Annotated in this window: 13 protein-coding genes; 5 read left to right on the plus strand and 8 right to left on the minus strand. The window is 75.2% G+C overall.

Going from position 1 to position 13,790, the window contains the following annotated elements:
* Positions 1-1,350, plus strand: a complete 1,350-nt coding sequence (locus OIE75_RS19165; RefSeq protein ID WP_329471570.1) for a helix-turn-helix domain-containing protein — start codon at positions 1-3, stop codon at positions 1,348-1,350.
* Between the two features lie 86 nt (positions 1,351-1,436).
* Positions 1,437-2,147 (plus strand): GAF and ANTAR domain-containing protein, encoded by a 711-nt coding sequence (locus tag OIE75_RS19170; RefSeq protein WP_329471571.1) that lies wholly within the window; start codon positions 1,437-1,439, stop codon positions 2,145-2,147.
* A 28-nt stretch (positions 2,148-2,175) separates the two neighbouring features.
* Here the strand turns inward: OIE75_RS19170 and OIE75_RS19175 are convergent, their stop codons facing one another.
* From OIE75_RS19175 to OIE75_RS19200, 6 genes are all read right to left on the minus strand, one after another.
* The gene (locus OIE75_RS19175; RefSeq protein WP_329471572.1) at positions 2,176-2,934 is read right to left on the minus strand and encodes a hypothetical protein; all 759 of its coding nucleotides are present in this window, start codon (positions 2,932-2,934) and stop codon (positions 2,176-2,178) included.
* A gap of 129 nt (positions 2,935-3,063) precedes the next feature.
* A complete protein-coding gene (locus OIE75_RS19180) occupies positions 3,064-4,734 on the minus strand; it encodes a glycoside hydrolase family 13 protein (RefSeq protein ID WP_329471573.1) in 1,671 nt (556 codons plus the stop codon).
* A gap of 90 nt (positions 4,735-4,824) precedes the next feature.
* Positions 4,825-5,805 carry a nucleoside hydrolase gene (locus OIE75_RS19185; RefSeq protein WP_329471574.1) on the minus strand — a complete coding sequence of 327 codons (981 nt, stop codon included), beginning with the start codon at positions 5,803-5,805 and terminating at the stop codon, positions 4,825-4,827.
* 235 nt (positions 5,806-6,040) lie between these two features.
* Entirely contained in the window at positions 6,041-6,409 is a 369-nt protein-coding gene (locus OIE75_RS19190) for a DUF6479 family protein (protein WP_307013816.1), read from the minus strand.
* A gap of 70 nt (positions 6,410-6,479) precedes the next feature.
* The gene (locus tag OIE75_RS19195) at positions 6,480-7,358 is read right to left on the minus strand and encodes a serine hydrolase (protein WP_307013817.1); all 879 of its coding nucleotides are present in this window, start codon (positions 7,356-7,358) and stop codon (positions 6,480-6,482) included.
* The gene (locus OIE75_RS19200) at positions 7,355-8,287 is read right to left on the minus strand and encodes a LysR family transcriptional regulator (protein WP_277343294.1); all 933 of its coding nucleotides are present in this window, start codon (positions 8,285-8,287) and stop codon (positions 7,355-7,357) included. The genes OIE75_RS19195 and OIE75_RS19200 overlap by 4 nt, the downstream gene beginning before the upstream one ends.
* 115 nt (positions 8,288-8,402) lie before the next feature.
* Between OIE75_RS19200 and OIE75_RS19205 the strand changes: the two genes are divergently transcribed.
* Both OIE75_RS19205 and OIE75_RS19210 read left to right on the plus strand, forming a co-directional pair.
* On the plus strand, positions 8,403-9,401 hold the full coding sequence (locus OIE75_RS19205) for an alpha/beta hydrolase family esterase (protein WP_329471575.1): 999 nt from the start codon (positions 8,403-8,405) through the stop codon (positions 9,399-9,401).
* A gap of 166 nt (positions 9,402-9,567) precedes the next feature.
* Positions 9,568-11,211: a penicillin-binding transpeptidase domain-containing protein gene (locus OIE75_RS19210; protein WP_329471576.1), complete on the plus strand. Its 1,644-nt coding sequence runs from the start codon at positions 9,568-9,570 to the stop codon at positions 11,209-11,211.
* Between the two features lie 9 nt (positions 11,212-11,220).
* On the opposite strand, the gene OIE75_RS19215 is transcribed toward OIE75_RS19210, so the two are convergent.
* Positions 11,221-12,360, minus strand: coding sequence for a cytochrome P450 family protein (locus tag OIE75_RS19215; protein ID WP_329471577.1), 1,140 nt, complete (start codon positions 12,358-12,360; stop codon positions 11,221-11,223).
* A gap of 126 nt (positions 12,361-12,486) precedes the next feature.
* Between OIE75_RS19215 and OIE75_RS19220 the strand changes: the two genes are divergently transcribed.
* Entirely contained in the window at positions 12,487-13,182 is a 696-nt protein-coding gene (locus OIE75_RS19220; RefSeq protein ID WP_329471578.1) for a TetR/AcrR family transcriptional regulator, read from the plus strand.
* 4 nt (positions 13,183-13,186) lie between these two features.
* On the opposite strand, the gene OIE75_RS19225 is transcribed toward OIE75_RS19220, so the two are convergent.
* Positions 13,187-13,642, minus strand: coding sequence for a tellurite resistance TerB family protein (locus tag OIE75_RS19225; RefSeq protein WP_307013822.1), 456 nt, complete (start codon positions 13,640-13,642; stop codon positions 13,187-13,189).
* Between the last annotated feature and the right edge of the window lie 148 nt (positions 13,643-13,790).

A 13,790-nucleotide genomic window follows, 5' to 3' on the forward strand; every position in this document is an offset into this window, starting at 1 on the left:
GTGGGGGACCGTGACGACCGAGGTGCCATCGGACGCCGGGTGCAACGACTGCGGGCCGAGCGCGGGATGACCCAGCGCCAGCTCGCGGAACCCGCGTACACACCCGCCTACATCTCCACCCTGGAGGCCGGCCGCGTCCGCCCCTCCGACGACGCGCTGCGGCACCTCGCCGAGCGGCTGGGCGTCGGCTACGAGGAGCTGGCCACCGGGCGTCCGGCACGGCTCGCCACCGACCTGCGGCTCAGGCTCACCGAGGCGCAGCGCACCCTCGCCACCGAGGGCGCGGAACAGGCCGCCGGGCAGTACACCGCGCTGCTCGCCGAGGCCGAGGCGCACGAGCTGCCCGAGGAACGCGCCGCCGCGCTGCTCGGGCTCGGCGAGTGCGCCCTGGAGACCGGCGAACTGGCCGCCGGCCGACAGTACTTCGAACGGGCCGAGCGGTGCCTCGCCGACGCCGGCGCCCCGCTGCCCGGCCGGGTGCCCGCCCTGCGCGGACGCGCCGTCGCGCACTACCTCGCCGGTGAACTGCGGTACGCCGTCTACCTCCTGGAGTCCACCCTCGACGAGCTGAACCGGGGCGGCCTGCACGACCCCGACGCGCTGCTGCTGCTCTACGCCAGCGCGATCGGCCCGTACATGGACATGGGCGCCCACGCGCGCGCCGCCCAGGCCGCCGAACTGGCGCTCTCCCTCGCCCCCAGCGCCGGCGACCCCACGCTGGTCGCCCGGATGCACCGTTCGGTCGCCCGCACCCTGCTCGCCGAGGGCCGCCTGGCCGAGGCGGACGCGTCGCTCGCCAAGGCCGCCGAGCTGTACCGCACGCTGCATCTGCGCACCGAGCTTGCCAACTGCCACTGGATGCGCGGGTACGTCTACGCCCAGAACGGCGAACTCCCGCGCGCCGAGGAGGAGATGCGCGAGGCGCTGAGCATGCTCTCCGCCACCCGTGCCGCCCTCTACAGCAGCCAGGTCGCCGTCGAGCTGGCCGACGTACTGCACCGGCGCGGCAAGTCCGAGGAGGCCGCCGAACTGCTGCACGGGGTGCTGGACGACCTCTCCTCCGAGCGCGGGGCCGTGCACTCGGCGGGCGCGCACCGGCTGCTCGGCATCATCGCCGAGGACGCCCGGGACACCGAGGCCGCGGAGGAGCACTACGTCCGCGCGCTGAGCCTGCTGGAGCGGGCGGGCGCGGCCGGTGACCTGGCCGACCTGTGCCGGCTCCTCGGCGACCTGCTGCGCCGCACCGGCCGCGTGGAGGCGGCCCTCGACGCGTACCGCACCGGCCTGGGACACCGCACCGCGCCGGGCACGACGACGCTGGGACCGGCGCCCGCCCAGCCGCCGCTGTAGTCGCGCCGGGATCCCGGCCGCCGGTTTCCGCCGGTCGGGCACGGGTAGTCGGCCCTCGGCCGCCGTACGGGAAGGAAGTGGTGCGCATGCCGCCCACCGACGAACCCTCGGCCGCCGAGCTGATCGCGGCGGAGGTGCGGGACACCCCGCCGGCCGAGGTGCCGGGCCGGATGTGCGAGGTGGCCGTACGGCTGCTGCCGGTGACCGGGGCGAGCGCGTCGCTGCGCGGCGAGGGCGTGCCGGTGCGGCTGTGCGCGAGCGGGTCCCGGGCGTCGTACCTGGCGGAGATCCAGGCCACGCTGGGCACCGGCCCCTGTGTGACGGCCGTCGACGAGGGTGTGCCGGTGCTCGCCTGCGACCTGACGTCCGCCGCGGAGGCCGGGCGGTGGCCGTTCTTCGCCCAGCAGGCCACGGCGGTCGGTGTCCGGGCGGTCTACGCGCTGCCGCTGGGCACCGACGAGGCGTGCCTGGGCACCCTCGACCTCTACCGCGACACCCCCGGCGGGCTGAGCGCGCCGCAGTTGCGCACGGCGCGGCTGGTGGCCGGGGTCATCACGGTGGCCCTGATGGTCCTGCCGCGCCGGCAGGACGCCTGGCTGGACGAGGTGGCCGGCGACCACGACGAGGTCTACCGGGCCGTCGGCATGATCATGGCCCAGCTGCGCATCGGCGCCGACGAGGCCCTGGCCCGGCTGCGTGCCGACGCCTTCGCCCGCGACCGCACGGCCCAAGCCGTGGCCCGCGAGGTACTGACCCACCGCAGACACTTCGGCCACGACGCGGACCCCGGCCCGTAGACCGCCGCCGGCCCTCCCCTGCACCCGCCTACACCTGCGCCCGCCCCTGTAGGCGGACCTCCGCCAGGCGCTGGGCGCCCGTTTCGGTGGCTGTCCACGTGGGGGCGTCGGACGGTTCGGTGAGGGTGCCGATGGTCAGGCTGGCGGCGTCGTCGCCCACGCGGACGGCGACGAGGTCCACGGTGAGGACGGATTCCCCGGCGTTCAGCGTGACCCGGACGCCCTGTCGGGCCTCGCCCGCCTCCGGCAGCGGCACGGCGGTGACCCGGACGTCCCGGGCGGGGCCGTGGGCGGCGTGGGACGTGAAGTGTCCGCAGCTGTCCGGCAGGGTGCCGAGCCAGGTCAGTGTCCGGTCGAGGTCGGCGGCGCGGTGCGAGGTGACCCGGTAGTGCAGCTGGGCCCCGCCGTCCGTGTCGTCCAGGGCGGCCGTGGCGCGCGGTGCGGTGGCGGTGCCGAAGAGGTCCTCGGTGTACAGGACGTCCAGCAGGCGACGGCAGTCCGGCCGCTCGGCGGTGGCCTTGAGCAGCTCGTCCCGCCAGGTCGCGGCGCCCCGCGTCGGCTCCCACGTCTCCCCCAGGTCGTCCTCGGTGATCAGGGCCGCCCGCGCCTGGCCCTCGGTGAGCACGGGCGGCACGGCGGCCGGTGTCGGCGCGGCCGGGGCCGTCGGTGCGGGCGTGGCGGGGTGCTCCGCCGTCCGCCCGCCGCCGGCACAGGCGGCCGCCGTGAGCGCCAGGACCGCCGACAGCAGGGCGGCGAGCGGGGGACGGGCGGCGGGGGCGTGCTGCATCGGTGCCTCCTGGAGGGCCGGTGCGGCCGGCGCCGCTCCGGGCCCGGCCGCACCCCCCAGGCCACCACCGTCCCCGCCCCGTCACCAGCGCGCGCGGCCGTCCGGGTGAGGGGCGGGGCGGGTGTGCGGTTACAGCCCCAGCCAGACCGTCGTGTCCGGGCCCAGGCGGCCGTCGTCCAGAGGGCTGCTGCTCAGCAGTACCTCGCCGGCCGGGAGGTCGACCGTGGCACCGGTGAGGTTGGTGACACAGCGCCAGCGGTCCGTGCGGTCGAACTGCAGGACCCCGGCCGGGACGTCGTCGGACCAGGTCAGCGACTCGCCGTCGAGCAGCTTGCGGCGCAGGCGCAGCGCCGTGCGGTACAGCTCCAGGGTCGAGTCCGCCACCCCGTCCTGGGCCTGGACGGAGTACGCCGAGAAGACCGGCGGCTGCGGCAGCCACGCCGCGCCCGCGCCGAAGCCGTGCGACGGCCCCTCCGTCGTCCACGGCAGCGGCACCCGGCATCCGTCGCGGCCCTTGCGGACGTGTCCGGTCTGCTCCCAGATCGGGTCCTGGAGGACTTCGGTGGGCAGGTCGGCCACCTCGGGCAGCCCCAGCTCCTCGCCCTGGTAGACGTACGCCGAACCGGGCAGCGCCAGCATGAGCAGCGTCGCCGCGCGGGCCCGGCGCAGTCCGGCCGCCGCGTCGACGGCCGGGGCGTGGCCGCCGGACAGCAGCCAGGCGTCGGTGTCGGTGCCCGGCGGCAGCACCAGGCGGGTGGCGTGCCGGACCACGTCGTGGTTGGAGAGCACCCAGGTCGCCGAGGCACCGGCGGCGTGTGCGTCGGCCAGCGAGCCGGTGATGATCGCGCGCAGCTCCGCCGCGTCCCAGCCGCCCTGGAGGTACTCGAAGTTGAAGGCCTGGCCCAGTTCGTCCGGGCGGGCGTACAGCGCGCGCCGGGCGCCCGGGACCCACGCCTCGGCCACCGCCATGCGGGGCGGGGTGTAGGTGTCGAAGATCTTGCGCCAGTCGCGGTAGACCTCGTGGACGTCGTCGCGGTCGTAGAGCGGGTGGGTGCCCGGAGCGAACTGTGCGAGCGCCGCCTCGCCGCTCAGCTCGGGGGAGCCGAGGTCCCGCAGCGGCTCGGCCAGGTCCTTGACCAGGGCGTGCGCGACGTCGACGCGGAAGCCGTCGACGCCCCGGTCCGACCAGAACTTCAGCGTGGTGCGGAAGTCGGCGCGGATCTGCTCGTTCTCCCAGTTCAGGTCGGGCTGTTCGGGGGTGAACAGGTGCAGATACCACTGCCCGTCGGGCACCCGTTTCCAGGCGCTGCCGCCGAAGACCGACTGCCAGTCGGTGGGTGGGAGTTCGCCCTGTGTGCCGCGGCCGTCGCGGAAGACGTAGCGGTCGCGGGCCGCGGAGCCGGGGCCCGCCTCCAGGGCTTCCAGGAACCAGGCGTGGCGGTGCGAGGTGTGGTTGGGGACCAGGTCGACGATCACCTTGAGGCCCAGCCGGTGCGCCTCGGCGGCCATCGCGTCGAAGTCGTCCAGGGTGCCCAGGCGCGGGTCGACGTCGCGGTAGTCGTCGACGTCGTAGCCGCCGTCGGCGAGTTCGGAGGGGTAGAACGGGCTGAGCCACAGGGCGTCGACGCCCAGGGCGGCCAGGTGGGTCAGGCGCTGGGTGATGCCGCGCAGGTCACCGAGCCCGTCGCCGTCGGCGTCGGCGAAACTGCGGGGGTAGACCTGGTAGATGACGGCCTGCCGCCACCAGTTGGGGTCCTTGGACGACAGGTCGGGCTTGGCGGCGGTGCTGCGTACGGTCACGCGGTCTCCTTCGCGAGCGTGCGGGCGACACGAATAGATCTGTCCACATCACCCGAAAAGCGAACCCGCGTGCCCGCGACGCGCCGAGGGCTACGGAGTCCGGCGCTCGACCGCCGAGAGATACAGCTCCACGTAGCGGTCCACGTCCACGTCCAGGGCCACGTCCACCAGGGGCTGCTCGCGGGTCCCGTCATGGAGTTCGGCCTCGCCGGGGCGGACGCGGCGGTCGACGACGGTCTGCCCGCGGGCCGGACCGGGGGCCAGGGAGACCTCGACGGGCAGCCGGTGCGTGGTCAGGCCCGCCGGGTCGAGCACCGCGCAGACCGCGCCCGCGTCGCCGAGGCCGCCGCCGGGGTCCGACTCGTCGGTGGCGGGGCCGCGGTGGGCGAGCAGCTCACCGGCGAGCCGGGTGCCGGGCTCGCCGCTCGCGCGCAGGCGGCGCACGTCCGGGCCCGGGACGATCACCCGCTGGAAGACGTCGAGGCCGTACATCGTGATCGGCACCCCGGCGCCGAGCAGGATCGCGGCGGCCTCCGGGTCGTGCCAGACGTTGAACTCGGCGACCGGCGTCGCGTTCCCGGTGGTCACCGCGCCGCCCATGAACACGATCCGCTCGATGTTCCCGGTGACCTCCGGGTGGGTGCGCAGCAGCAGCGCGATGTTGGTCGCCGGAGCGGTGGGGATCAGGGTGACCGGGCGCGGGGAGGCGAGGATCTCCCGGCGCAGCAGGGTCACCGCGTCCACGTCGGCGGCGGTGCGGGTGGGCGCGGGCAGTCCGAGGTCGCCCATGCCGTCGTGGCCGTGCACGTGCCGGGCGGTGCGCACGCCCTCGATCAGCGGGCGCTCGGCGCCCCGGGCGACGGGAATGTCGGCGGCGCCGGCCTGCTCCAGCACGGTCAGGGTGTTCCGTACGACGCCCGCCACGTCGGTGTTCCCGGCCACGCAGGTGACCGCGCGCAGGTCGAGTCCGGGGTGGCGGACCGCCAGCAGCAGAGCGAGGGCGTCGTCGACGCCGGTGTCGCAGTCGATGATCACGGGAACGGGCTGCGGCTGGCCGGGGGCGGTCGTCACGGCGGGGGCTCCTTGGGCTGCGGGGGGCCGGTGCCGGTGACCCTACGCGCGCTCGGCGACGTCCCCGCGGCCCGGGGCCGATCTGCCGCATCCCGCCCCGCGATCCGCCCGTCGCTGGGTGCGCGGTGGCGCCAGGGGCGGGTGCCGGGTGGCTCCGGGTGCGGTCGGTCGCGTCCCCGCGGCCCTGGGCCGCTCCGCCGTAACCAGCCCGGTGGTCCGCCCGCCGCCGGACCGCTCAGTGGTGCCCGGAGCCGCCGCTGCCGAAGGCTCCGCTGGAACCGGGGAGCCAGCGGCGGCGTCTCTGGTCCTCGCCCCGGCGGCTGCCCGAGTGGTGCAGCTCGTAGGGCATGAGCCGTGGGCTGCCGTCCTGGTTCAGCGGGATCTCGTCGGGTTCCCGCATCTCCCGCTCCTCGTGGACGGCGCCGCCCGCGGGGAGGTGGGGCTGCTCGTCGGCGCGCGGGCGGTCCGACTCCCGGTCCATGACCCGCATGCCGATCCGTACGGCGCCGATGAGCGCGCCGGCGACCACCAGTCCGATGACGAAGGCCACTGTCACGTTGACCGCGTCGGGCGCGGCCAGCAGTTCATACGTTGCCGTACTCATGTTCCGATTATGTACCCCCGAATGGGATAAAGCGCCCGGTATGCCCCTTTTGCCTTCCGGGCTCAGCGGTTCACGGCGCCCGCAGCGCGTCCACCGCGATCCGGGCCGCCGTGCCGATGACCGCGTCCGCGGCCGGGAGGGTGGCGGCGGTGTGGGCGGTGCGGGTGAAGACCGCGACGGCGTAGCGGCCCCCGTCGGGGTACTCGACGACGCCGACCTCGTTGCGCAGGGTCGGCAGGCTGCCGGTCTTGCCCGCCACGTGGACGTCGTCGAAGGGGAAGCCCGAGGCCAGGCGGTGCGGCCAGACCTGGAGGCCCATGATCCGGCGCATGGCGGCGCCGTACTCGGGCGGGCAGGCCTCGTCCCGCCAGACCGCGGTGAGCAGCCGGGTCATGTCCCGGGGGGTGCTGCGGTTGGTGCGGGCGGGGTCCAGGGCGCGCAGCCGGGTGATGACGTGCGGGTCGGCCAGGGCCTGGGCGCCGGCCGGCCCGGCGTCCTCCCGCATGGTGCCCAGCATCTCGCCGAAGCCGTACACGGCCCGCGTACGGGTCAGGCCGAGCCGCTCGGCGGTCCGGTTGACGGCGTCCAGACCGACCCGGCGCAGCAGCAGGTCGGCGGCGGTGTTGTCGCTGACGGACATCATCCAGAAGGCGGCGTCGCGCAGCGACAGCCGGACCGGGTCCAGCATCGCCGACAGGCCGGTGGGCCCCGGGGTGCGCCCGTCGGCCGGGCACTCGACCTGCTCGGCGAGGTCGAGCATCCCGGCCGCCGCCTGCTCGTGCAGCGTCACCAGCACGCACACCTTGTGGACGCTCGCCGTGCACACCGCCTGGTCCGCACCGGCCTCCACCTGCGCACCGGAGTCCACGTCCACGGCGTGCAGCCACCCGGTGACCCCGGCCTCGGCAAAGGCCGCGCCCAGCCGGGCCGCGGTGGCGGTGTCGGTCATAGCCAGTACTCCGATGCCGGGCGAAGGTGCAGGGGCCGGGCGGGGGCCTCCGAGTGGGCGTCGGCCGTGGTGCGCAGGGCGTGGGTGGCCGCGTCCGTGAAGGCGCCGACGGCGGCGTCGCCGCGCCCCTTCGGCCAGGCCACGGAGTGCCGCCAGGCGGGCGCGGCCCCGGCCAGCGGGCGCCAGACCAGGTCCTGGTCGCCGGGCGTCACCAGCCGGGTGTCGCGCGGGCACAGGGCGACGGCCCCGGACGACAGCACCAGGCCGCGGACGAAGCTGGCGCCCTGGCCGTGCCGTACGGCACCGGGCGTCCAGCCGCCCCGGGCGCACGAGGTGAGCAGGTCGTCGTAGACCGCGGGCGCGTCGGCGCGCGGGAAGAGGACCAGGTCGTAGCCGGTCAGGGCGGCGAGCGGCACCTCCGCCCGGTCCGCCTGGGGGGCGCCGCGCGGCAGCAGGACGCCGAGGTCGCGGCGGAGCACCGGACCCAGCTCCAGCCCGGCGACGTCGCAGGGGTGGTGGATCAGGCCGACGTCCAGCTCGTGCGCGGCGAACCCGGCGAGCTGCTGGGCGGTGGACAGCTCGTGCAGCTCCAGCTCCAGTCCCGCGTGTCGGCGCCGGAAGTCCGCCAGCAGCGCGGCGACGGTCTCGCCGGAGATGTCGGGGGACAGGGCGGCGCGCAGCAGACCGGTCTCGCCGTCGCGGACCCGGCGCGCGGTGGCCCGCAGGGACTCGGCGCGGGCCAGCAGTTCACGGGCCTCGGCGAGCAGCAGCGTGCCCGCCTCGGTGATGGTCACCTGGCGGCTGGTGCGCTCGAAGAGCCGGACGCCCAACTCCTTCTCCAGCCGCTGGATGCGCTGCGACAGGGGCGGCTGGGCCATGCCCAGCCGGGTGGCGGCACGCCCGAAGTGTGACTCTTCTGCAACAGCCACGAAGCACTCCAGGTGCCGCACCAGGTCCACGAGCAGTAATCATATCGGGGATTGATCGATCCGACATCCATATGAATCTTGGACAAGGGCCCGGCGGGGTTGCTCTCCTCGGGACATGCGCTCCTTCCGCGACCTCGCACCCCGCCTCCGCCGGTGGCCCGGTGCGCTCGCCCTCGTCCTCGTGCTCCCCCTGGCCGGCTGCTCGGCCGACTCCTCCCGCCCGGACGCCGCGCCGCCGGCGAGCGGCGCGTCCGGCACCGGCGGTACGGCCACGGCGGCGCCGGAGGCCCCCGGTCGGCTGCGGGTGGACGGCCACACCCGCCGCTACCTCCTGCACCGGCCCGCCGCCGACGGCCGCAGGCCCCTCGTCATCGCCTTCCACGGCCGCGGTGAGGGCGCCGCCGACCTGCGGGAGAAGAGCAGGCTGCAACGGGCCGCCCAGCAGCGCGGCATGCTCGTCGCCTTCCCCGAGGGCCTCGACCGGGGCTGGGGCGCGGGCGCGAAGGCGACCGAGCAGCGTCCCGACCCCGGGCGCGACGTGCGGTTCACCGAGGCGCTGATCAAGCACCTGGTCGGCACCGAGCACGCCGACCCGCGGCGGGTCTACGTCGCCGGGTTCTCCAACGGCGGCTCGATGGCCCTGCGCATGGCCGCCGAACGCCCCGGCCTGCTGGCGGGTGCGGCCTCGGTCTCCGGCCAGCTGGCCGCGGGTGACGGCGCGGTGAAGCCCACCGGGCCCGTCCCGGTCCTGGTCGTCTACGGCGCCGACGACCCCGTACGGCCCCTGGCCGGCCTGCCCTCCCCGCCGCCGAACCCCGAGGAACCGATCCTGCCGAGCCTGTCGGCACGGGACACCGCGGAGGCGTTCGCGGACGCCGGGGGCGCGGGCGAGCCGGTCACGCGGGAGCGGAAGCGCTACGACGAGACCGTCTGGCGGCCGAAGGACGGCCGAGACGGCCCGGACGCCGACACCGTGCGGCTCCTCGTCGTCCACGACGCCGGTCACACCTGGCCGGGGACGACGGCCCCTCCGCCCGAGGGGTTCGGCCCCGTCAGCAAGGACCTGGACGCCACCGGCACGATCCTCGACTTCTTCACCGCCTCGGACCGCTGACCCGACGCCACGCGACGCGCCGCCTGGCCGCTGACCCGACGCCACGCGACGCGCCCGCCGGCCCGACGCCGCCGACGTACCGATCCGATGCACCGAACAGAAGCCCCCCGATGCCACCACCCCGCCACCCGGCCGGCCCACCGCCCCGACAGACAGGGAACCTCCGATGCCCGACGCCTCATACCTCACCTCCCCCCGCCGCCGCGGCCCCCGCAACGGCGTGCGGGCCGTCGCCGCGGTGGCGGTCGTGCTCGCGATCGCCGCGGGCGGCTCCTACGCCGCCGGGCTCGGACCCTTCGCGCGCGGCGACGACGGCCCGGACCCCGCCGCGATGGAACAGGCGCGCGCGTTCCTCGCCGACTGGTCGGCCGGGCGCCTGCCGAACGCGGCGGGCCGCACCACCAGACCCGGCCCGGCCGAGGAGGTGCTGCAGAGCTTCACCGCCGGGCTCGACATCGAGAAACCGACGCTGACGGCTGCGAAGGACGCGAAAGAGGCCGAGGACGGCACCCTCGGCGTCCCGTTCACCGCCCGGATGCCGATCAGCGGCCTCGGCACCTGGACGTACGAGTCGGAGCTGCCACTGCGTGAACAGGACGGCGCCTGGAAGGTGGACTGGCGGCTGTCCCTGGTGCACCCGCGGCTGAGCGACACGGAGAAGTTCCGGCTGGAGCGCGCCGAGACCACCCCGCCGAAGGTCACCGACCGCGAGGGGACCTCCCTCAACGGCGCGCGGTACCCCTCCCTGGCACCGCTCCTGGGCCGGCTCGCCGGCGACTCGGGCGGCGGTGGTCCGCGCGGCGCGGTCGAGCTGGTCGACCGCGCCAGCGGCGAGACCGTGCGCACCGAGGCGTTCTTCGGCAAGAAGCCCGACCCGGCGACGGCGGGCCGGCCCGTGCGCACCACCCTGGACGCCACCTGGCAGTCCGCCGCCGAGCAGGCCCTCGAGAAGGCCGACGGCAAGAACGCCGCGCTCGTCGCCCTGCGCGTCGACAACGGCGAGGTCCTGGCCTTCGCCAACTCCCCCTCCAGCGGCTTCAACCGCGCCGCCTCCGGCACCTACGCGCCCGGCTCCACCTGGAAGATCGTCACCAGCAGCGCCCTGCTGCTCAAGGGCGCGGTCGCCCCCGACGACGTCGTGGACTGTCCCAAGTACCTGACGGTCGGGAAGGAGTTCCACAACGTCGAGACGTCGGAGCACCCGGGCGCCACGTTCCGCAAGGACTTCATGGAGTCGTGCAACACGGCCTTCATCAGCCTGCGCGGCAAGCTCGACGAGGGGGAGCTGGGCCGGGTCGCCCGCACCTACTTCGGCGTCGGCCAGGAGTGGCACGTGGGCATCCCGACGTACGACGGCTCGGTGCCGGTGCCCAAGGACGAGACCGAGAAGGCCGCGTCGATGATCGGGCAGGGACGGATCCAGGCCAACCCCCTGATCATGGCGTCGGTGACGGCGACCGCGGTCTCCGGCGAGTTCCACCAGCCGTCCGTCACCACCGGGACCTCCGGGAAGACGGACGGCACCCGCACCGAGCCGCTGCCCGGCAAGGTCGTCACCCAGCTGCGCGGGCTGATGCGGGACACCGTCACCGACGGCACCGCGCGCGTCCTTGCCGACCTGCCCGGCGAGGTCGGCGCGAAGACCGGCACCGCCGAGGTCTCCGACGACCAGGACAACAACGGCTGGCTCGTCGCCCACCGCGGCAACGTGGCCGTCGCCGTGGTCGTCGAGGAGGGCGTCACCGGCGGCGGCTCGGCGGGACCGGTCGTCCACAGCCTGCTGTCCGCCGTACCGGAGGACCCGTCCTGACGCTCCCGGTCAGCCCAGGCGCAGCGGCAGTTCCGCCAGCCCCCGCAGCAGGGTGCTCGTGCGCCAGGTGAGCGTCACCGGGTCGGTGGCGAACGCGAGCGCGGGGTACCGCTCGAGGAGCAGGCGTACGGCGACGGTGGCCTCCACCCGGGCCAGCGGGGCGCCCAGGCAGTGGTGGATGCCGTGGCCGAAGCCGAGGTGGCCGCGGGGCGCACGGCCGATGTCGAAGCGGTCGGGGTCGGGGAAGTGGCCGGGATCGCGGGAGGCGGCGGCGAGGGAGACGAGCACCGGGTCGCCGGCCGCGATCGGTGTGCCCGCCAGCTCCAGCGGCTCGGCCGCGAAACGGAACGCGGAGGCGTGCACGGGGGAGTTGAACCGCAGCGACTCCTCCACCGCTCCCCCGGCCAGGTCCGGCTCGGCGCGCAGGCGGTCGAGCTGGCCGGGGTGGGTGAGGAGGCTGTGGACGGTCGCGGAGATCAGATTGACCGTCGTCTCGTGGCCGGCGACCAGGATCAGGAAGGCCATGCCGAGCAGTTCCTCGGCGGTGAGATCCCCGGCGTCCGCGGCGGCGGCCAGGTCGCCGAGGAGGGTGCCGTCCGGGGCGTCGCGCTTGGCGCCGGTCAGGTCGGTGAGACAGCCGGTCAGCGCGCCGGCCGCGGCCTCCGCCGCCCCCGGCGAGGTGGGCATGACCAGCTCGTTCGACCAGGTGTGGAAGACCTCGCGGTCGGCCCCGGGCACACCGAGGAGTTCGCAGATCAACGTCACCGGAAGGGGCAGCGCGTACCGGGCGACCAGGTCCGCCGTGCCCCGGCGCGGGAGCGCGTCCAGCAGATCCCCCGCGACGCGCTCCACGCGGGGGCGCAGGGCGGCGATCCGGCCCGGTGTGAAGTGGCCGGCCACCAGGTGGCGGAGGCGGGTGTGCTGCGGCGGGTCGCTCTGGAGCATGTTGTGGCCGATGGCGTGCCCGCCGTCGGAGTCCCAGGACGCGGAGTGCCGGATGTCGTTGCGCAGCCGCGGGTCGGTGAGCGCGGCCCGCGCCGCGTCGCGCGTGACGACCAGCCAGCTCTCCCCGCTCCCCGGCACCGACACCCGGTGGACGGCGCCCGCGGCCCGGAGGGCGGCCAGTTCGTCGAGGGTGGGAGCGGCCATGGGACCTCCTGGGACACCGGGGACGGCAAACAAACGGGGAGCGCTCCCCATTTACCCGGCCGACGATAGCATCGGCACCGAGGGCCCGGGGAGCACTCCCCGGTTCGTACGATCCGGAGGGCGAGGATGACCGTCGGCGCACGTGAGGGAGCGCCCCGGCAGCGACGCGACGCGCGACGCAACCGGGAGCTTCTGCTGGAGGCGGCCCATGAGGTGTTCACCGAGCAGGGGCTGGACGCGCCGCTGGACGTGATCGCGCGCCGGGCGGGGGTCGGCAACGCGACGCTCTACCGCCACTTCCCCACCCGCGCCGCGCTCGTGGACGCCGTGTTCCGCAACTCGCTGACCGGCACGATGGAGGCGGGTGAGCGGGCCCGGCGGGCGCCGGACGCATGGGCGGGCCTCACCGGCTATCTGGCCGTCGTCTTCGCGGCCCTGGCCGCCGACCGCGGCTCCAACGACCTGATGACCACGCATCTGCGGGGCGTGGACAGTCTGGAGGCCGTGCACGAGCACAACCGCCGGACCGTGGACGCGCTGCTGGTCCGCTGCCGGGACGAGGGTGCCGTGCGGGCCGACGTCACCACCGAGGACGTCCTGTTCGGGCTCGCGGCGCTGGGCCGCGCGGTCCCGGCGCTGACCGCCGCGACCACGCCGGACGCCTGGCGCCGTCCGCTCGCCCTGTTCCTCGCCGGCCTGCGGGCCGCGCCGGCCGCACCGCCCCTGCCGGTGCCCGCGCTCACCGCCGCCGACCTCGGCGAGGTCCTGCGCGAGCTGGGCCCGCACCGCACCCGCCCGGGCGGACGCGACCCCGGCGTGTGAGACCTCAGAGGTCGAACTCGTGCGGCGGCAGGTCCAGCGCGTAGCAGGCCTCCCGCACCACCGCCCGCTCGTCCTTGTCGAAGTCCCCGTCGGCGCCGCCGATCACGATGCCGATCTGCACCACGGCGCGCGCCTCGGCGGGCTTCTTCCTGGCCTTGGCGATCTCCTGGAGGATGCCGACCTTGCCGAAGGCGAAGTCGGCGGTGAGCTTGTCCAGGTTCTCCTCGAAGCGGCGGCGCAGGTCGTCGGCGGGGAAGTTCTGCAGCACCTCGTTGGCCGAGATCAGCTGGGCGACCCGCTGCCGCTCCGACGGGTCGACGGTGCCGTCGGCCGCCGCCACCAGCGCGCACATCGCCATGCTCGCGTCGCGGAAGGCGCCGCTCTTGAGGTCGTTCTTCTTCGCCACGAGCTGCGTCTGCATCTGCGACGCGGACTCCTTGAAGCGGTCCCACAGGGCCATGAGAACTCCGTACGGGTCGGGGTCTTGCTTCTACAGTCTTGTAGAAGCTATCAGGCTCCCACGCCCGCGCCGCTCCGGCGCCGTGGGGAACAACCGGAACCGTGCGCCCGTTCTCTACAGGCGAGTAGAAGCGCAGGGCGTGAGCCCT

Origin of the sequence: Streptomyces sp. NBC_01723, from assembly GCF_036246005.1 — a bacterium.
Classification (GTDB): domain Bacteria; phylum Actinomycetota; class Actinomycetes; order Streptomycetales; family Streptomycetaceae; genus Streptomyces.